Genomic DNA, 19,590 nt, shown 5'->3' with positions numbered 1-19,590 from the left:
ATCAAACAGTACGCTATCTGTGAATAGTCTGTATATATGAACAGTCTTTAATGCTGTGGTGCAAGTTTTTGACAGATCGCGTGCAACTGATCGATTTCAAACGGTTTGGGTAACCAGTGCACGCGATGATCAGCCAGTGATTCAGCAGTGGAGTGGTAGCCGGAAGCGACGACGACGGGCGTCGAAGGCTGAAGCCGACGGACGCGCCTAACCAACTCAATGCCATCAATCTCTCCTGGCATCTGCAGGTCCGTAATCAGTAGCCGCGGAGGATAGCCGCAGTTTTCGATAAATCTCCAGGCAGCATCGGCATTGCTGAAAGGCGTAGCCGTGTAGCCATACATTTCCAAAACGTCGATTACCAGATTCAGGATCAGACGCTCGTCTTCAACAACCAGGATGGAGTCCATTCGCAGTAGCTCTACAGAAGAGTGTTTCTGCTCCGACAGAATCTTCAGTGGTTGATTCCTAATAATCGAGTGGAATTTGCCGGCCGGTCAGTCCAGTGCTGCGGTTAAACTCATGGAGTTCCGACAGTCCGGATGCCTGTATAGAAAAAACGGTTACCGACTTATGCACGGCGGGTCAGTCAGTTAGGCTAAGGCATTTTCCGTTCAGTCTCTTTGCTATAGAGAGAAGCGCTATGGCCAACCGTCTGCTCAACTCAGCCTCCGATCCGCAGCGTCTCATTCGTGCTTTGAGGCTGGCTATGGATGCTGATAATCAGACGAGCCACATCTTAGCTGAGCTAAGCCGCAGTCTTGCCCTGCGCAATCAACGAGAGTCGAACATGTCCTACCAGATCAAACAGCCCATGGGCTTTCCAAGTCTCCCACCCAGCCACATCAACGCTCTGGAGCTCGCCCCGGAGCTGCACAGCATGGCAGATACTCTGCTTTACAAAATCCAGATGGCAGACTCGCTCGAGCAACTGAAGTGGACGCACGGTCGAGCGGATGGCTTTGCTTTGGGACTAAATGTGGCCGGGCGGTTAACCCTTTGGCAAGCCGACTATCTAGTAGCGTGTTATGCCGCTGCACGTGAAAAATGCGAGGTTCAGTTCAAAGCTAAAGCCGATGCTAACCAGCGTCAGGCTGCAGTTTTTTCTGGAGAGGCCGTGCCTAACGCCGCTATCTGAGAGGTGTAAGCCTCAAGCCCTCCACGGCCGTCTCCAACTTGGCTAGGGCTTCTTCGCATTCGTGAGCGCATCAGTACTTCTTACGAGCTTGAGGCCACTTCCTGGCTCAGAGATCCTTCTTGGCTTCCTTGTCTAAATGCTTGTCGGCCTTATGGCGTTTGTCATTGTCATGTTTCACGCCTTTATCAACCTCACTGGCGTCGTTCTTGACGCCTTTATCGACTTCCCCAGCGTCGTGGTCGACGCCTTTGTCCAGCTCTCGGTTGTCATGGCGAATACCTTTGGTCACATCGTCTTCGGCAGATGCAAATGGGATAAGAGAGCCGGTTAGTAGAAAGCCGATCATGGCAGATGAAACGAGCTTGCGCATGGTGGAACTCCTGAGTGAAAGGCGAGGTTTCCAAAACCTCATCGCTTTGAGGCTAGACGATTGTGCTAAAACGAAAGGTCTCTAGTTCGTCAGGCACTTCAACCCGTTGGCACTGATCACGACAAACTGCTCAGTCCCAGCGGGAAAGCTGTCCATGTTGTGAATCTCTTAAAAATGGCTGTTTGGCACTGCCGGTGAAGGGGATTTTGAAATAAAGTCTGGATAAGAGGCCAAGGCTATACGCGAAAACGACGGGTTTGTTCGTTGAGTCCGAACGCCAGTTCCGACAATTGCTGGCTGGCCGCTCGCGTCTGTTTAGCCCCGGCTGCCGCCTGGACCGAGAGACCACGAATTCTAACCAGGTTGCGGTCAACCTCGCGGGCCACCTGAGCCTGCTTTTCGGCCGCGCTGGCGATCACCAGGTTTCGGTCGTCAATACCTGACAAAGACTGGGCAATGGCGGCCAGAGCAAGGCGTTTGTGCAAGTAGAGAGATGCAGCGCGAGGGTTGTACGATAGATGGAGATCAGCCGTCGTAAGGATCCCCTTTGTTGGATCAGGCTAATGGGCCCAACAGACCGAGGGCAACAGCAACTCCACCGAGGTGCTCAAGTAACCGTCGCATTTTCGCGAATGTCCACACCTAGACGACAAGCTGATCCACGAAATCGTCTAGAGGGTTAGCTTCCACCAGCAAACCTCGAGAAATCACCGCTGGGCAGATTCTGGTGGCTCAACGTTCGCGGCAAGGTAGAATGGTGGCTTATAGCCATCACCAAGGCTTCACTAGTGCAAGCTGTGGAATCCCTATGTTAGACGCTAGCCAGATTGACCGAGAACTCGAGAAAAAACCCAGCGCTGTACGCTTCTCCGATCAATTGGAACTACGTTATCAGAGCGATATCCATGCTACCCGCCGGCGCCACCTGATCTTATGCTTGATCTTGGGAGGATTCACATTCAGTAGTTTTTCACTATGGACAGCTGTCATAAATCCAAAGGAACTGGTATCAGCAATTTTGCAGATGGTCGGAACATGTGTACCTAGCACTCTAATGGGGGTGTTGCTTCTAAAGAAATTATCTGAGCGCTGGAGAGAGTACGCCTCCATGTTGCCGTCATACACAGGATTTATAGTTGCCTACAACGTAGTGGTAAATGGTGAACAGCCTGCTTCGGGCGAGCAGTCACTGTTTATGTTCTGCTGGCCGCTGATGCTTATGTATGTTAATACGTGCATGAAAAGCCCTTTCAATGTGGCCTTAGTCTATAACATATTTTGCTTGATCATCACGGCTTGGGGGGTGCATAAAGCCCCGATTTCCCTGAGTGCCGGGGGCCTGATAATGACCGCTATAGGCTCTTCATCTTTTTTCTCATTGCTTGGTAACTACTGGTCCAACGCCGAAGCCAGACGACGTTATCTTTATTGGCTCCGTGAGGAAACCAGAGCGTCTAGTCTCACCGATGCCAACAGTGACTTGCAACGTCTTTCAGAGACCGACTCGCTGACAGGACTGGCTAACCGTAGGCACATACAACCGCAACTGGACGCAATTACGACAAACCATTTGAATCGACAGTCCGAGGGTGCAGTATTATTGATCGATATAGACCATTTTAAACGCTATAACGATCATTATGGACATCTCCTTGGCGATGAGTGCCTGAGAGTTGTTGCCACTGCTCTAGGCAGTTGCTTCATATCGCCCTGTACCGTAGCACGATTCGGCGGAGAAGAGTTTATTGCCGTTTTGCCAGATACCTCTCATGATGAGGCCCGTAGGATCGCTCACCATGTACTGCAGACCATACGTGAACTAAACATCGCCCACCTCGGACGTACAGACGGCATCTCCATTATCACTGTCAGCATCGGATTAGCGCACAGTGCGAGTATCGAGCTAACCGATAGCTCCTCACTCCTGGATCAGGCTGACAAAGCGCTGTATCGAGCTAAAAGAGGTGGCCGTAACCGTTTGGAGGACACGGGATTTATATTTTCACAGAACGATGAATCGCTTCTGACCCCGGAGGATATCCGAGAGGCTTTAGCAACAGACCAATTCTGTTTGTACTTCCAACCGCTGTATCAGCTCGAACCTTATCAGCTCACTGGATACGAAAGCCTTATTCGCTGGCAGCATCCCAAGCTCGGAAATGTTCCGCCTGATCTATTCATCGCAATGGCAGAGCGTAGCGGATTGATTCATGCTGTAGGTGACTGGGTTCTGGATAAAGCCTGTGAGCACGCCAGCCGGTGGCACGACGCTGTGAGCATATCGGTAAACCTTTCACCTATACAGCTTGCCAACCCTGATTTTCCAATGAAAGTGGCGGGTGCATTACTCAAGCAGGGTCTTGCAGGGCATCGCCTCATATTGGAAATAACCGAAGGAGTGCCTTTGCGCATAGATGATCAACTATTGAAAACAGTTTCAGGCCTCAGCAACTTGGGCGTGCGACTGGCTCTGGATGACTTCGGTCAAGGTCATGCCAACCTGGCTTATCTCCTGAAGCTTCCATTCCATTCTTTGAAGGTTGACCGTCAGGTATTGAGAATCGAAGAAAAATCCCAGCGCGAGCAGGTGTTGATGGCTCTTTTGAAATTAGGGAATGCTTTTAGTCTCAAGGTGCTGGCTGAAGGCGTTGAGACCGCCCAGGATCTCGAATTACTGCGTGATATAGGCTATGACCACGCTCAAGGCTATTATCTTGGACGTCCTCAACCCAATACATTTTCATGTAACACGTTGCCGCCCACCCAAACCCTGGACCCTTACTGTCATCTTCATATAGTTTCGGGCAACTGACTGGACTTGCTCTTACAAAACCGGAAACCAACTACCCATTAACTTGAATGGTCCTAGACGCTTCTTCGCAGCGCAGCCCGTAATAAAGATGTACAGCTAATATCGCCCGACTCGCGCAGTGTTGGATTCAGCTTCCTGCCGCTGATCCGGATGACTGCTGCTTGCTTTGAACACTACGTGTTTTCCTCGGACAAAGCGTAGGAGCGGCTTGTGCAGCGCCTGCCACCACATTCGTCGAGATAGCTGCACCCATCGAGGATTCACCATGCGTTCGTCCCACCCAATACGTTGTGCATTGGTTGCTACCGTAACTGCCGTCAGCTTGGCAACCTTGGCCGGTTGCGCTCGCGATCCGGAAAAACCTACCTTGTCGGAATTAGCTGTCAGCTCGACCAAAAGCATGTTCCGCACTGACAGCGACATGCAGAAAGTGCTTAACGCCCAAGCGGCGTTCGATCCTAAAGCTATTGAAAAAACCACGCCGGAGGAGGCCCGTAAACAGCCTACTGTGGCTGATGGCGTAAAGCGGGTACTGGCCGACCAGAAGCGTGACAGCAGCCCCACAGCACTGGTCCCGGGCGTGGCAACCCATGAGATCACGGTAGCCGGTGCTGCAGGGAACTTGCCAGCAACCGTCTATACCCCTGCTGGTAACGGACCATTCCCGGTAGTGCTGTATTTCCACGGCGGCGGTTGGGTGATCGCGGACCGCACCGTGTATGACGGTGGCGCCCGCGGCCTGGCCAAGCAGGCCAATGCTATCGTGGTGTCAGTGGACTACCGTCGCGCGCCTGAATATAAATTCCCGGCAGCGCATCTAGACGCTGTTGCTGCCTACCGCTGGCTCACTACCAACGCTGCTAGCATTGGCGGAGACCCTAAACGCCTAGCGTTGGCCGGCGAAAGCGCCGGCGGCAATCTGGCGCTCGCCACTGCTGTGGCAGCACGCGATCAGGGCCTGACCTCGCCTAAGAGTGTGATTGCTGTGTACCCAGTGGGGCAGACCACGACCAACACCGAGTCGTACTTGAAGTACGCTGACGCCAAGCCACTCAATCGCCCCATGATGCTTTGGTTCGTGGCCAATGTGACCAAAAGCTCTGCCGATCTGAAGGATCCACGTCTGGATCTTGTGCACGCCAACCTTCACGGTCTGCCGCCAGTGACTCTGATCAATGCCGAGATCGACCCGCTGCGTGATGACGGTGCGCAACTGGAGCAGGCGTTGCGAAACCAGGGCGTAAGCGTGGAGCGCAAGCTGTATGACGGCGTGACCCACGAGTTTTTCGGCACCGCTGCGGTGGTGGAAAAGGCTCAGGAAGCACAGGCCTATGCCGGCGCTCGCCTGAAGGCAGCATTCTAACCAGCCCTCTGGCTGCTGCGATGTCAAACCGTAGCAGTCAGCACCTTGGCTTACAGCTGGGTAAGATCGTAGCTACCGTATGAGTCGCCTCCGGTTTCATAGACACCTCCAAGCCTCATCATGAGGCCCAAACAGGAGGTGCGATGAACTGGCGCTCGAAGGCTACCTGACGGGGCAGTTGAACAGCCCCAACCTGGTGTTCACGGCCCCCACCGTCGAAGGAACGGCCGGCAGGGACGTGATCATAGGGACCGCTACGTCGGAAGTCATTTACGGCTTGGCCGGCAAGGACCATATCGACGGCGGCATAGGCTCGGATCTGATCATCGGAGGCACAGGTGCTCACCTGTTGATCGCCGGCGGCGACCCCAATCTCTCGGTCTATCGCCGCAATGGCACCAACGACGCTGACGTGTTCCGCTACACGGCGGCGACTGACAGCTACCGGAGAGCCAGAGCTTTGTGGATCTGATTGCCCGGTTCGCCGACAACGATGACAAGGCCGAAGCTGGCAATCACTCTTGCGGGATTGTGGGAGGCCGGGGAGGGGTACCCAAGGTGTCGCTCCTCTTGCTGGCCGCTGTAATCCAGGGCTCAAGTCTCCTTGGATTACAGCGATTACTCGGACATGGGAAAATGCTGGGGTCAGACGCGTTCAGTAGCAAATGTCTACTTTTTCTTTTTGTCTGGGGTTTGAGTCAGTGCCGAACCAGCGACTGATTTTTCTGCAGCAGAAGATTTATCGTCCTTCAATTGCTTACCTGCTTTTGACGCTACGCCTTTGCTGGTTTTTTCATTGCTAGCCATATTGAGCCTCCAGTAGGTGTGCCGGTGATGGCACTGTTTCTCTTCTAATGTATAGCTGAGCGGCTGGCTTTGGGCGAATCATAAACAGGACTTTTTGGAAACTGCTTACATCAGCAGGTGCTGGCACCACTGTTTTCCTCTATTAGTAGTTAGCCTTTTAGAGTCGGTAATCCGGTCATTCCTGCGTCGGTTCTACCGGCAATCGTAGATTCGCGCCGTGGTGATATTGGCAAGGGGCAAACTGCGTAGCAAATGCACAAGGATACTGATGCACCTACGATCATCCTTGGCTTGATATCGTGCAGCAGCCCCGGCTGGTGGCTGCTTACGGTCGATAGCGGTCGGTCATGGGTGACCGCTTTCGCCCCACAGCTGCCGTTCAGCACGCACACCGTAGCGGTTGCGTAAGCTAAAGTTGCGTGCTGATAGCTCAGTTGCTCAGGCAGCGTTAGCCCACGTGGTCAATGTCAATAGTGGCGTGGCCAATGAGGACCACCTCTGCCTTATCAGCAACCACCAAATCGGCATTGGTGATCAACTGCGTGTAGTCGAATCCGGCTAGCGTGACCTGGAAAGCGTGCCCATCGGCCCCCGCTTCGCTGCTGCGCAGGTAGGTACGATCAGTGTTTTCATCGTAGGTCATGCGCAAGGTACCGTCACGGCCGTCTCCCAAACCGGTCACGCCGAGCGCGGCGACGTCGAGCTTGTCCTGGCCCCAGATGAAGTCAGTGATCAGGTCGCTGCTACCGGCATAGCTGTCGGCGCTGCTCGTGAACACGAACCGGTCGTTGCCTGTACCGCCAGTGAGCTTGTCCGCGCCTAACCCACCGGTCAGCACATCGTCGCCGGCGTTACCCTCCAGCGTGTCGTTTCCGGCGCCGCCGGCCAGCGTGTCGTTTCCCCAGTAGCCATACAGGATGTTCGCCTTGTCGTCGCCGGCCAGATTCACGGGTGTGATCGGCTGCGGGGTGGTCACGGTGGTCGCGTCACTGGGCGGGGCGAACAGCACGGTGCTGGCATTGAGCTCACTGACGTGGTTCCCGCTGAGCAGAACTTCGAAGCGGTTGCCGTTGGCATCGGGCTCCAGCGATTTAAGCGCGGTGGTATCGCCGGCCAAGTTGAGGACCACCTTCAGCGTACCATTGTAGCCGTTGCCCAGCCCGGTGAAGCTCAACGCTGACACGTCGATCATGTCATGGCCGCTGCCACTGAAGTCGGTGATTAGGTCGCGGCTGCTGTAGCTACCACTGGCATCATTACGGTAGCTGTCGCTGAGCCGGGTATACACGAAATTGTCGGCACCTGCTCCGCCGCTCAGGGTATCGCCGCCGGCGCCGCCGAATAGCCGGTCATTGCCCGCACCTGCTTCGACGGTATCGCGGCCAGTGCCGGCCTTCAGGGATTCGCTGGCGTGTGTGCCTTCGAGCAGATCGTTGTGCGAAGTGCCGTTGATCAGCGGCTGGAAGTTGGCATCGGTAATAAGGCCGCTATTGGCCAGAAACTGCACGGCAAAATGTTTGCCATTACCGTCTCGCTCGTAGCTTTCCAAAATGTAAATGCCGCGCAGAGGCTCGCTACGGATGTGCAAGGTATCGCCATAACCATTGCCTAAATGGCTATAGCCCAGAGCCGACACGTCGAGGATATCGTGGGCGGGATCGAAATAGTTGATGGTGTCGGTATACTCGCCTCCGTCCTTGATATAGCTGTCGCCGAGGCGGTCGAAGCGGAATACATCATTACCGGCGCCGCCGTCCATACCGTCGTATCCGGCACTGGAGACCATCACATCGTTGCCCCCCCCGCTGACTAGTTGGTCGTTGCCGCCCCCACCCATTAGCAGTTCATTGGCCAGCCCACCACGTATGTAGTCATTGCCAGGAGTACCCTGCACGATGAGTTCGATCGCGTTCTTGCTGACCTGGCTACTGGCACTTGTGACCTGTAAATCCGTATAGCTGGTGACTTCCTTGATGCCGGAAATTTGGGTCATACCTGTTCCTTATCTGCGGTTGGTCCACAGCACGTGTGGTGTAACGCTATTAACGCCGTTTCGTTGCGGGCAATGGGCCGGTATCGACGAAGCGGCGATAAGAAACGGGTCAATACACATCGTTACGCGGTAGCCTTTAGGTGTTTGACATTCGATGCCAATGGCCGCTTTGGGTCGATAGCGGCCCCCCAAAGACCTTGGGTTTTGTCAGATTTCGGTACTAGATGCCGTCAACGTAACGCCTCTTAATTCGTATCGGGAAGGCTTGCCAGCTGATCGAGCAGTTGGGCACCTACAGCGTCGAATCGCAGACGCGCTTTATCCCAGAAGCCGCATGACAGCTCGTACTCGTACAGTGGCACGATCGGCAGTCGATGGATCTGCCAAAGGTGCCAGAGCAATCCCTGGCCCACCCCCTGACGCTGATGCACAACCTTGATCTTGTTGATGTACATTCGGATACAACGATGACGGTTCGACGATATTGCTTGCTACCTGGCCGCACTGATACCGCTGTAATTGACCCTTGTTCTAAATTTATGTTTTTCATTGCCGATGGCTTCCGTACAGAACGCAGAAAGTTTCTGCGTTTGCCCTTCGGAGTTGCACCGTGAACCTACGTTCTTTAAATATTGCGCCCCGTGCCGCCTTGTGTTTCGGTTTAATCACGCTGCTGGTCATTGCCCTCGGCGGCTTCGCATACGTGCAGCTAGGGAAGCTGCGTGGCACCGAGCAGGACATCGAAAAGAACTGGCTGATCAGCGTGCAGACCGCCGACGACATCCAGATCGCCCTGCTCGGCGCGCGCCTAGAGAGCATCCGTCTTCTGGCGACTTCGAATCCCCAAGAGCAAGCGACCGCCGTGCAGCACCTGGAAGACGCTAAGCGCATGCTCAACGAGCGCACCGACTTCTACCGCAATAACCTCATTTCCGACCCAGAAGAAGGGGCCAAATTCGAGGCCGCAGCGGCGCTGATGAAGAACTATCTTGATGGACTGCAACGCGTCGTCGATCTTGACGCTACCCAGCATGAGCAGGCCGTGACATTCGCCAACACTGAACAACGCGACCGTGCCGCAGCGTACCAGGTCAAACTCAATGAGTTGCGCCAGCACAATACCGACGGCGCTGCAGCAGCAGGCGTGACCGCCACTGAGGTGTATGCCCACAGCATCACCATCGTCGATAGTGTGGTACTCGCCGCGCTGGTGCTGACGCTGGTGCTCGCCACCCTGCTGACTCGCAGCATTGTCCAGCCTATGAGCGCCTCGCTGAAAATGGCCGAGGAAATCGCCGACGGCGACCTGCGTCTTATCCTGGAGGTTAAGGGTAATGACGAATCTGCGCGGTTGATGCGCGCGCTAAACACCATGCAAGGCAACCTGCGAAGCACCATAGAGCAGATCTCCGATGCTTCCGCACAGCTCAGTTCCGCCGCAGTAGAGATGACTTCCATCACCGAGAGCGCCAGCCTCACCCTGCAGCAGCAGAACAGTGAGATCGAGCAGGCCGCCACGGCGGTAAACCAGATGAGCGCCGCCGTCGATGAGGTCGCGCTTAACGCTAACTCCACCTCCGAAGCGGCCAAGGACTCCACACGCGCTGCCGCCACCGGTAACCAGAAAGTCGGCGAAACCCTACATGCCATGCGCAGCCTAACGGACCGCGTGGAAATGACCTCTGAACAGGTACAGGGCCTCGCTGGTCAAGCGCAGGACATCAGCAAGGTGCTGAGCGTGATCCGTGCCATTGCAGAACAGACCAACCTGCTGGCCTTGAACGCCGCGATCGAAGCGGCCCGCGCTGGTGAGCAAGGCCGAGGCTTCGCCGTGGTGGCTGATGAGGTTCGGGCACTGGCTCATCGCACACAAACCTCAACTCTGGAAATCGAACAGATGATTTCAAGTATCCAAGCAGGCACGTCACTGGTTGTGGATTCGATGAGCAGCAGCACCATCGAGGCACACAACACGCAGCGCACTGCCGACGAAGCCGGGATGTCACTGAAAGTCATCGCCGACTCGGTGCAACTGATCAATGACCGCAATCAGCAGATCGCCACTGCCGCGGAAGAGCAGGCTCATGTAGCTCGCGAAGTAGACCGCGCGCTCGTGAGCATTCGCAACTTGGCGCTGCAGAGCAGCGAAGGCACGCAGCAAACCCTGGCCGCCAGCAATGAGCTTTCGCAGTTAGCGGTGAACTTGAATCAGATGGTAGCGCGCTTCAAGACCTGAAATTAGCGTTTAATCTAGTATGGAAAATTGACCGATCAACGATCGGAACTTCATTCCTAGAGGCGCTGACAATGTGGTCGCTTTTCGAGTTAGCTCCGATCTTTCGCCAAGGCCAGAGGCTCCAAAGAAACCCAAGTTGACGATCGTCCGGCAGTCGCCGAGCATGAAAGAATGTGCGTGCTGGGCTTATAGACAGGGAAGTATCGAATCGCGAAATGCCACGCCTCAATCGGCCTCAAGCATCGTCACAGACGGCTGCGGGTCGAAAGCAGTGATCCACGGCCGACCGCTATCGATCCAAAGCGTCGCTCAGCCCTTCGGCATCTTGCTGCGTCTTGACTGCGTGTAACGGGATATCCGTTAAATAGGCCCCCTGACTTTCCGACAGTTCGAGGGCCTTTTCATAGTAAGTCAGTTGCAGCGGCATTTGCTCCACCGGCAACCTGGATATAGAGTAAGCGTCTGGCGAAGTCACCTACGACATTTAGAGCCGATAGATAAAGCATGATACGAATCGTCGAGAAGCAGTATTTGGCCAGAACCTATGATTTTCGACGGGCAGTGTCTAACTATAGCGGCTATTCGGAGGCTTTCAGAAACCGCGACAGCGATTGCGCCAAGACATCGAACACCAATGCGATACGTCTTACTCGCCGGAGGTCGTGGTGCATTGCAATCCATACACCTACTTTAAAATCGACCAGTTTCGGTAGCACTCGCACCAGCCCATGCCGACTCGCTAACTGGCTAGAGCACATCCCAATTCCCAGTCCCGCCCTCAGCGCTGCAAATTGGGCCAGATGATCGTCAGTACGAATGACCGCGCGTTCCGCCGTGCACAAATAGCCCTGTTGCTCCAAGAATGCTACCTCCGTCAGGTTGCGATCCGGGCCAATCAGCGGATACTTGTCTAATTCGCTTTCATAGCGAGGAGTGCCATTCAGCGCTACCAGCTCTTCGGTTGCGTACAGCCCTAACCGAAGATCCCCGACATGGCGGGTCACCACCGCAGACTCGGTGGGGCGATGAATACGCACCGCGACATCGGCCTCTTGCAGCGCTAGATCCTCTTGGCGATTGCAGACGCTCAGTTCCAGCCTCAACTCCGGATGCGCATTACGAACATCTCGCAATAGAAGAGGCAGTACTTCAACACTCATTAAACGACTGCTTGTTACGCGCACGGTGCCCCCTGGCACGCTGGCTTCGGCGGAAGCGGCACGGGTGAATGCCTCGGCGGCCAAGGCCATGGACTCGGCATGGCCAACCAGCTCTCTCGCAGTGTCAGTGGGCATCAACCCCTTTGGCGAGCGTACAAACAGGCTCATCCCGACGCTTCGCTCCAGTTCGTCTATACGGCGTCGTGCAGTGGCTTGCGCCACGCCCAGTGCTCTTGCAGCGGCGGAAAGGCTGCCGGTTCTCAGGACTGCCAGGAAAACGCGCTGAGTTTCCCAATGAAGCTGCGGTGTATTCATACATTTCCTGTGAGCTGCTAGGTAAGTTTGATTAGTTTCAATCATACCCAGACTCGCGCATGCTTTCCCTAACCCTACTTTGGCCATCCAGCGCCCATCCGCGCACCACGAGATAAAATTCATGATATTTTCGGGAACCTGCCGTTGCGGACACGTCACTTTTGAGACCGATTGCCCACCTGTCATGACTACTGCTTGTCATTGCGTCGGATGTCAAAAAATGTCCGCTAGCGCATTTTCTCTGACGGCACTTTTTCCTGCGGCAGGCTTCGCAGTGACCCAAGGCGAAACTGTTATCGGTGGTCTACATGGCTCGACTCGCCACTATTTCTGCGCACACTGTCTAACTTGGCTATTCACCCGGCCCGCCGGAGTCGACGAGTACGTAGGTGTGCGAAGTAGCCTGTTGGAAAACCCGCAGCAGTACCTGCCGTTCATGGAAACCTGGACGAGAGAGAAATTACCTTGGGTGACGACCGGAGCTTCGGTCAGTTATGAAGCATTCCCGGATCCGCAGGATTATCCAGCACTGATGTCTAAATTTAGATCCGGGGATAAGTAAGCGCAGCTGCGTTGCCGTTTTGAAACCCTATCCAGTGGACTCCTTGTGAATGTTGTCCCAAGCAAACAATATTCGTGTCCGGTGAACCTGCCTTGCGCAGTTAAACGGGCGCCCACTCATGCGGTAGCAGCTCCATAATCTCACTCGCCCGCTGCGTCGGTAGGCGCGTGAGAACGTCTTTCAGATAGGCGTACGGATCATGCCCATTCAGTCGCAGATTGGATCAAGCTCATGATCGCCGCCGCCCGTCTCCCGCTGCGCAACGACCCTGCGAAGAGCCAGTTCTTGCGTCCAAGCGCCCATGGCCTGATTTGGTTTTCGGCCCAATTGTTGTCTATGGGTACGGCCCCGTCATCAAGGTAGCGCGACAGCGCTGCCCAGCGTTTCAGGCTGTAATCGAGTACTCTGCTGATGGCCGAGCCTTCGGGCACGAGATCGCGCTGGGCGAGCATCCAAGCATGCAGCATGTCCATCACCGGGACAGCTTTTTCTTGCCGTATTCGGCGCCGTAAATCCGGCTCCAGATCGCGGACTTCACTTTCGATTTCGTACAACAACTGGATATAGCGCAGGGCTTGCTCAGCAAGCGTGCTTTTATTCGTAGCGTGCAGTTCGAAGAACTTACGCCGTGCATGGGCCATGCACCCGATTTCGGTAACGCCAAGTTCGAAGCTGGCTTTGTAGCCGCCAAAATCATCACAGACCAACTTGCCCCTCCAGTCTTGCAGGAAGTTGCGCGCATGCTCTCCGGCGCGGCTAGGGCTGAAGTCGTAAACCACCGCTGCCACATCCGAGAACTGGCTGGTGGCGTAGGCCCAAACATAGGAACGGTGAGTTTTCTTTGTTCCCGGCATGAGCATCTGCACCGGTGTTTCATCGGCGTGGATAACCTGCTGCCCAAGCACTACGTCGCACAACGCATCGACCAGAGGCTGCAACTGTACGCCCGTCATGCCCACCCATTGAGCCAAGGTTGAGCGTGGAATCGCAAGGCCCGCTCTACCGAAGATCGATTCCTGACGGTAAAGCGGCAGATGGTCGGCAAACTTGGCGATCATGACGTGGGCAAGTAGGCCCGCAGTCGGGATGCCCTTATCAATAACCTGCGCCGGAACGGGTGCCTGAATGAGGGTTTGGCAGTCATCGCAGACCCATTTACCACGCACATGGCGTTCAACTGTAAACACGCCGGGCGTGTAATCCAGCTTCTCGCTGACGTCCTCGCCGATGCGCTTGAGGGCGCAACCGCACGGGCAGTGAGTGTTGTCCGGTTCGTGATGGATCAGTGTGCGCGGAAACTCAGCCGGTAGTGCAGTGCGCTTGGGCTTCTGCTTTTTCTTGGTCGCCGCTGGTACTGTTTGCAAGGCTTGAAGCTCGGCTTCAATCGCGGCGATATCGGTGTCGATCAAGTCATCGAGCAAACTGGCCTGCTCAGGATTCATCTGCTCGCTGCGCTTGGCAAACTTCAAACGCTTGAGCTGAGCGATCTCGTGAGTCAGTTTCTCAATGACTGTTTGATCACGGTTGATCTTCTTGCTCATCGTCTCAACGGTTTTACCCATCGTTTCGACCTGGTGGTTGAGCGTCTCGACACGCCGCATCAACTGCGCCGCCAAGGCGCGCAGTTGTTCAGGGGGCAGGTGATCGAGATTGGGTAGCGAAGTCATGCTCAGTGGGCCAGTTCACTCTGACGGTGCCACGCGGGTGCTGGATCTCAACGCAAAAATTCGATGGTGCAGCTTGCGAATTTGCTCCGGTCGGCGGCATGGGCATCGGAATAAATGCAGGTTGCAGCGCTGTGCTTTTCTGCGCTTGCACCCGAATCCATTTGTGGACGAGGTTTGCGTTGAGGCTATGGCTCAGCGCGACGCTGGCAATCGAGGCACCAGGCTGGGCGCACTCTTGAATGACTTGGACTTTGAAGGATTTGGAGTAGGAACGGCGTGTCGGCTGCATAAAATACCCGCTTAAAAGGCTAGAACTGGTGCCCACTTAAAATTAAGTGCACACCATGTCTTGGCTTTGCGGAGTCCGGTAGATGACTTGGCCGGACGGATACCCTGGATTGTCTTCATCCAAGGGTATGTTTTCGAGCGTATCAATCCGGTTCCACTGGAGGTACTGTCGGCTCTGACAAATGCAGGCCAAGGAATAGGATCATGGAGATCGAATGGAGTATTGAAAAATGGAACGCCCGATGGATGACCGTCTCCGGTCGGGCGGTGTGCACCAGCTGCATGGAAAGCCAAGCGTTGGAAGATTGCGAAGAAGCCTTCTGTCATGCCGACGCATGCGCTGTCAGCGATCAGGAAAGCAAACATCCATGGGGTGCATTCCACCATATTCTCGACACTGCTCGAGGGTGAGCTGTCGCTTAGGTCTCAATACCTTATGCTTGACCTTAGAATTTTTGGCGTTTATGGCCTGGCGAGCCCGCTGTAAGGGACCGGAAGCCTAGCCACCCAGCGACGATTACTAACCCCTTGCCCAGGACGGGCGTATACGGGCCCCGCTCAGGCGGGATTTCTTTGCGCGGAATTAAACGGCATGCACAAAAAAACCGCCCGAGATGGCGGTTTTTCTGTCGCAGGCTTCGGTGAGGCCGATTCCTGCACATCCTCAGTGGATGCATTCGCAATGGGTACATCTTACTGCTGGTTGACGTTGATAACAACTATGTCATTGCATTCCCTTGTAGTAGCCCGGGGGTAACCTGGGTTTTAGGTAAAGGGTAGCGGTTTTAAGCCGGGGGCTGGCAGGGGGGGAAGCCCAAGGGGCACAACGCCTCTGGCGTGCTTAAACCCCCGGTTTCGCATCTTCAGCAGGCGGGGCTGCGGCTGCAGTAAATTTTCGTGTTACAGCGCTGCGAGCTATTAAAAATCGAGTACCATGCCAGTCGACGGGTTCCCTGCAAAGTGAGTCGTCCACGAGGTCTGGCCTGGGAAATAACGGTTTCATACTCTTCAAACGGGGTGAGATCCGGGCCGGTGCTGTGAAGGGTTCACCCCCGGCCGCCTCAGTGGATGCATTCGCAATGTATTCCCGAAGGTGGGTGGTAAGCCGGACAAGCCCACCGGAGGATTGGCCTCACTGTAGGAGGCCAAAGTATGTATAAGAAATTTAAGCGTATGTGGGACCTCGTTAGAAACGGATTAGGGGCTTATCACCTCTATGAGTTTTTGCGAGCCCATTGGAACGATCTGTTGTAAAGGATTGAACTGAGGGAAAAGCCGCCCTAGCTTCGGTTGGGGCGGCTTTTTTTCGCCCAAAGGGGATTAGGCGCCTCTCAATTGACAGCAAGGCTATCAACACCTGCGCCGGTACTCGGCAAAGCCGGCCTTTTTCAAGCCCCAAAACCCGACGATCTATTGGTCACTGAGGGGGCTCTTCGCGTGCCCTGGCCCTTGTAGCGCCTCTGCTGCCACTGCGCCCCATGATCCTCTGCTTTGCCCAGAACTCGTCGTAGGATTCTAAACGCGGTCCCGTGACACCAGTCACGGCAGTCGGAGTGTTCTCAAGCGACTTCAACCTAAGGCGTCGCATAACGGGATATCCGTTAAATAGTCCCCCGGACTTTGCGTGAAGTCTGGGGGCCTTCTGTGGAAGGCCACAACTGACTCACGAGAAAGCAGCTGCAGAAGGACGGGGATCCCAATTTTCCGAGAATTTCTGCCGCGGGGTGCAGTTGGTGTGGTGAGCCAGAGCCTAAAAAGTTCGCATTAATAGATCCTACCAAGGTCAGATTCAACGGACCCGTCCAAGCTTTTTCCCAATCCATCGGGTTCCATGCCAAAAGGACAATGTCATGGCTTCAACAGACAGCAAGCCCACCATCGATTACACCGTACGAAGCGGTCCGGGCACCGTGCAGGTCGACCCCTCCACGGGGGGCGATCAAACCTGGAGCGTCATTCTTCAGCCTGACGGCAAGATTATCGTCGGTGGCGAAAGCTTCCAGACCGCCATTGGTTACCCCGGCTCGCCGGGCGATGAAAGCTATGGCACACGCGGCAGCTTCACGGCGGTGCGCCTCAATAGTGACGGCAGTCTGGACAGCAGTTTCAGCCAGGACGGAATTGCCCTCGTGCCCGGCAACCTGGATCCGGAAGCCTATGCTGACTACGTCATGGCGGTGCAGGCTGACGGCAAAGTGCTCGCCGCGCAGCCGGGGCTTGGCGGTTTGAAGGTCGAACGCTTCAATGTAGACGGCACCCTGGACACCACCTTCGGCCACGACGGCGCCGCAGCAATGGTCCCGCCCTTCAACTACGACGGCCTGGTGATGTACGCGACGGCGGATGGCTCGGTGTATGTCAGCCTTCGCGGCACCGCCCAAGCAGTGGTGTTCAAGCTGGACAGCAGCGGGGCTCCGGCGGAGGATTTCGGTACCGACGGCGCACTTGTCCTCAACCCGACCGGGCATTACGGCACCGGCAATATCGCCACAGTTGTGCAGCCAGACGGCAGCGTATTGCTCGGCAGTTGGCTGTACGTGGGCTCCGACGGTCCCCACGACCCGGGCGATCCGGTTTACGCCGTTCAGCGACTAGCAGCCGACGGCAACCTGGATACCGCGTTTGGCGTGGACGGCGTGGTGTACTTCGATACCGCGCTGGGGCTGGACTACCGCGCTGCGATGACCGTGCAAGCCGATGGCAAGATCATCATTGCCGGCGAGAGCAATGACAATACCGCCTTCAACGTACTGCGGCTGAATGCGGACGGCTCCTTCGATACCTCCTTTAGCGGTGATGGCAAGCTCACCGTCCAGGTGCCTCACGGCGATAAGAACTATGCCCACTCGGTAGTCGTTCAGCCCGATGGCAAAATCCTGATCGCCGGCGACGTGATCACCCGATTGAACGCCGATGGCAGCCTGGACACCACCTTTGGCAGCCAGGACGGCCAATACCATGTGGATGGCTCCAGTGAGGCCAATCACCTGATTGGCAACGACACGGCCGAGATCATCCACGGCCTGGGCGGTGACGACGTGCTGCAAGGCGCGGGTGGCCGTGACGTGCTGACAGGCGGGACGGGCGCAGACATTTTCCGCTTCACTCAGATCAGCGACAGCTACCGTACCGCTACGGAAACCGGCAGCGACCGGATTCTGGACTTCGACGCCTCCCAAGACCGTGTAGATCTGATTGCGTTGGGCTTCACCGGCATTGGCGACGGCCACAATGGCACGCTGGCCATCCAGGCCAACGCTGACGGCACCCGCACTTACCTGAAAAGTTTCGATGCCAACGCCGACGGGCAGCGCTTTGAACTGGCGCTCGAAGGCAACCTGACGGGGCAGTTGAACAGCACCAACCTGGTGTTCACGGCCCCCACCGTCGAAGGAACGGCTGCCAAGGACGTGATCACAGGGACCGCGATGTCGGAAGTCATTTACGGCTTGGCTGGCAACGACCGTATCGACGGCGGCAGAGGCTCGGATGTGATCATCGGGGGCGCGGGTGCCGACCATCTGAGCGGCGGCGACGATCCGAACCTTTCGGTGTACGGCCGTAACGGCATCAATGACGCTGACGTGTTCCGCTACACCTCGGCCACTGACAGCTACCGCACCGACACCCAGAGCTTCGTGGACCTGATTGACCGGTTCGCCAACAACAACGACAAAATCGACGTGTCGGCATTGGGCTACACGGGTTTCGGAGACGGCACAGGGACGACGCTGAAGATGGTCTATAACCACGATCTGGACCGCACCTACCTGAAGGATGTGGAAGCGGACGCTCAAGGCCATCGGTTCGAAATCGCCCTCACCGGCGACTGGACCCAGGACCTGGGCAATACCGACATGATCTTCGCTTCCACGGTGCAAGTGTCTTTGGTGGGCGTAATTAGCGCGTCCATCGACTCAACTGAAATGCTGTAGTTAGAAATAACTCTAGCGGGATTTTGGGAGCTGGGGGTGGTGACCAGCGTGCCTTTCCGCTGGCTGGCCGATGTAATCCAAGGCGAAAGGAGTCCTTGGATTACAGCGACTCCACGAAAATGAAAAAGGGTGGCGGCGCAGTAACAGTAGCCTCGCTGTTTTTTCTGAATGAATACCTTACGTGGCATGTCTCATGCGCTGACGGCTCCATTCCGGCGCCGGCATTCCCAGGACTCCCCACATGACTTCACCTCTTAACGTCGTCGCGATCATGAAAGCCAAGCCAGGCAAGGAAGCGCAATTGAAAAACCTGCTGCAATCCGCCCTGCCGCAATTCCAGCACGAGCCTGGGTGCCAGGCCTATGCGCTGTTGACGGATCTCGAAGACCCCACCCGCTTTGTTTCCTACGAAAGCTGGGACGATGAAGCGGCACTGCAAGCGCACATGAAGGCCCCGACCCTGACAAACGCTATGCCGGTTCTGGAAAATATCCTAGCCGAGCCCATGCAGCAGATTCGCCTTAATCAATTGCCGGGCAGCATCGTCTAGGTCGTGGTGTGCCATGCACGCGTGATTGACATCCGATCAAAGGGAATGAGTCATGAAACATATTTTCTTCACTTCGTTGTTTGTTTTTAGCCTGACCGCTACAGCTGCACAGCAAAGCCTCAATCTTCCAAGCTGTGACATCTAAAACCAACAAGAAACAGCCGGCGAGACTGGCGGGCAGATCAGCGATCCAGGACAAGCACATATCTCAGTAAGAGCGAATGTTCTAAGTGCCGATATCAGTACCTCAAGAAAAAAGGCCGTGGTATTACCGAGGTTGAAGCACAGCGCATGGTGAAGCGTGTAGAGAACGTCCGGCATGAAACTAATCGGTTCGTCGAGCAGCAGGGTTTCTTGAGCGCGGCAGAGAAAGTTAGCTTTGACCGTGAGTTCG

The 19,590-nt window shown here is 55.6% G+C and carries 17 protein-coding genes and 2 pseudogenes; 9 read left to right on the top strand and 10 right to left on the bottom strand.

From position 1 onward, the window contains the following. Positions 1-47: 47 nt before the first annotated feature. A complete protein-coding gene (locus QWI18_RS01080) occupies positions 48-410 on the bottom strand; it encodes a response regulator (protein ID WP_133777124.1) in 363 nt (120 codons plus the stop codon). A gap of 233 nt (positions 411-643) precedes the next feature. On the opposite strand from QWI18_RS01080, the gene QWI18_RS01075 reads away from it, so the two are divergent. Then, entirely contained in the window at positions 644-1,138 is a 495-nt protein-coding gene (locus tag QWI18_RS01075; RefSeq protein ID WP_369305659.1) for a hypothetical protein, read from the top strand. A gap of 106 nt (positions 1,139-1,244) precedes the next feature. On the opposite strand, the gene QWI18_RS01070 is transcribed toward QWI18_RS01075, so the two are convergent. Both QWI18_RS01070 and QWI18_RS01065 read right to left on the bottom strand, forming a co-directional pair. Continuing rightward, positions 1,245-1,508: a hypothetical protein gene (locus QWI18_RS01070; RefSeq protein WP_369305660.1), complete on the bottom strand. Its 264-nt coding sequence runs from the start codon at positions 1,506-1,508 to the stop codon at positions 1,245-1,247. Between the two features lie 236 nt (positions 1,509-1,744). Beyond that, positions 1,745-1,978, bottom strand: a pseudogene (locus QWI18_RS01065) (methyl-accepting chemotaxis protein); the annotation flags it as partial. Between the two features lie 338 nt (positions 1,979-2,316). Here QWI18_RS01065 and QWI18_RS01060 point away from each other — a divergent pair. From QWI18_RS01060 to QWI18_RS01050, 3 genes are all read left to right on the top strand, one after another. Continuing rightward, on the top strand, positions 2,317-4,320 hold the full coding sequence (locus tag QWI18_RS01060; protein ID WP_369317947.1) for a putative bifunctional diguanylate cyclase/phosphodiesterase: 2,004 nt from the start codon (positions 2,317-2,319) through the stop codon (positions 4,318-4,320). A gap of 367 nt (positions 4,321-4,687) precedes the next feature. After that, complete coding sequence (locus QWI18_RS01055) at positions 4,688-5,683, top strand: alpha/beta hydrolase (protein ID WP_369305662.1); 996 nt, start codon at positions 4,688-4,690, stop codon at positions 5,681-5,683. A 178-nt stretch (positions 5,684-5,861) separates the two neighbouring features. Continuing rightward, entirely contained in the window at positions 5,862-6,155 is a 294-nt protein-coding gene (locus QWI18_RS01050; protein WP_244656991.1) for a hypothetical protein, read from the top strand. Between the two features lie 197 nt (positions 6,156-6,352). Here QWI18_RS01050 and QWI18_RS01045 read toward each other — a convergent pair whose 3' ends face one another. The 3 genes from QWI18_RS01045 to QWI18_RS01035 all read right to left on the bottom strand — a co-directional run bounded on the left by QWI18_RS01045 (position 6,353) and on the right by QWI18_RS01035 (position 8,938). Further along, positions 6,353-6,490, bottom strand: coding sequence for a hypothetical protein (locus tag QWI18_RS01045; RefSeq protein ID WP_166650636.1), 138 nt, complete (start codon positions 6,488-6,490; stop codon positions 6,353-6,355). A 448-nt stretch (positions 6,491-6,938) separates the two neighbouring features. After that, positions 6,939-8,483, bottom strand: coding sequence for a M10 family metallopeptidase C-terminal domain-containing protein (locus QWI18_RS01040; protein WP_369317946.1), 1,545 nt, complete (start codon positions 8,481-8,483; stop codon positions 6,939-6,941). Between the two features lie 245 nt (positions 8,484-8,728). Then, positions 8,729-8,938 carry a hypothetical protein gene (locus tag QWI18_RS01035; RefSeq protein ID WP_192133378.1) on the bottom strand — a complete coding sequence of 70 codons (210 nt, stop codon included), beginning with the start codon at positions 8,936-8,938 and terminating at the stop codon, positions 8,729-8,731. 155 nt (positions 8,939-9,093) lie between these two features. Between QWI18_RS01035 and QWI18_RS01030 the strand changes: the two genes are divergently transcribed. After that, the gene (locus tag QWI18_RS01030) at positions 9,094-10,719 is read left to right on the top strand and encodes a methyl-accepting chemotaxis protein (RefSeq protein ID WP_369317945.1); all 1,626 of its coding nucleotides are present in this window, start codon (positions 9,094-9,096) and stop codon (positions 10,717-10,719) included. Between the two features lie 289 nt (positions 10,720-11,008). Here QWI18_RS01030 and QWI18_RS01025 read toward each other — a convergent pair whose 3' ends face one another. Together QWI18_RS01025 and QWI18_RS01020 are read right to left on the bottom strand one after the other, a co-directional pair. Beyond that, on the bottom strand, positions 11,009-11,146 hold the full coding sequence (locus QWI18_RS01025; RefSeq protein WP_369305666.1) for a hypothetical protein: 138 nt from the start codon (positions 11,144-11,146) through the stop codon (positions 11,009-11,011). 151 nt (positions 11,147-11,297) lie between these two features. Beyond that, positions 11,298-12,194 carry a LysR family transcriptional regulator gene (locus QWI18_RS01020; RefSeq protein WP_369305667.1) on the bottom strand — a complete coding sequence of 299 codons (897 nt, stop codon included), beginning with the start codon at positions 12,192-12,194 and terminating at the stop codon, positions 11,298-11,300. A gap of 121 nt (positions 12,195-12,315) precedes the next feature. On the opposite strand from QWI18_RS01020, the gene QWI18_RS01015 reads away from it, so the two are divergent. Continuing rightward, the gene (locus tag QWI18_RS01015; protein ID WP_369305668.1) at positions 12,316-12,756 is read left to right on the top strand and encodes a GFA family protein; all 441 of its coding nucleotides are present in this window, start codon (positions 12,316-12,318) and stop codon (positions 12,754-12,756) included. A 100-nt stretch (positions 12,757-12,856) separates the two neighbouring features. Here the strand turns inward: QWI18_RS01015 and QWI18_RS01010 are convergent. Both QWI18_RS01010 and QWI18_RS01005 read right to left on the bottom strand, forming a co-directional pair. After that, positions 12,857-14,423 (bottom strand): annotated as a pseudogene (locus QWI18_RS01010) (IS66 family transposase). Then, on the bottom strand, positions 14,386-14,712 hold the full coding sequence (locus QWI18_RS01005) for a transposase (RefSeq protein ID WP_369305669.1): 327 nt from the start codon (positions 14,710-14,712) through the stop codon (positions 14,386-14,388). The pseudogene QWI18_RS01010 and the gene QWI18_RS01005 overlap by 38 nt, the downstream one beginning before the upstream one ends. Before the next feature lie 203 nt (positions 14,713-14,915). Between QWI18_RS01005 and QWI18_RS01000 the strand changes: the two genes are divergently transcribed. From QWI18_RS01000 to QWI18_RS00990, 3 genes are all read left to right on the top strand, one after another. Next, positions 14,916-15,122 carry a hypothetical protein gene (locus QWI18_RS01000; RefSeq protein WP_369305670.1) on the top strand — a complete coding sequence of 69 codons (207 nt, stop codon included), beginning with the start codon at positions 14,916-14,918 and terminating at the stop codon, positions 15,120-15,122. Between the two features lie 1,439 nt (positions 15,123-16,561). After that, on the top strand, positions 16,562-18,646 hold the full coding sequence (locus tag QWI18_RS00995; protein WP_369305671.1) for a calcium-binding protein: 2,085 nt from the start codon (positions 16,562-16,564) through the stop codon (positions 18,644-18,646). A 241-nt stretch (positions 18,647-18,887) separates the two neighbouring features. Then, on the top strand, positions 18,888-19,196 hold the full coding sequence (locus QWI18_RS00990) for a putative quinol monooxygenase (protein ID WP_369305672.1): 309 nt from the start codon (positions 18,888-18,890) through the stop codon (positions 19,194-19,196). Positions 19,197-19,590 lie beyond the last annotated feature (394 nt).

This window comes from Pseudomonas sp. W2Oct36 (assembly GCF_041060465.1).
In the GTDB taxonomy this organism is placed as follows: domain Bacteria; phylum Pseudomonadota; class Gammaproteobacteria; order Pseudomonadales; family Pseudomonadaceae; genus Aquipseudomonas; species Aquipseudomonas graminis_B.
This window is presented reverse-complemented; position numbering and strand designations above follow the sequence as displayed.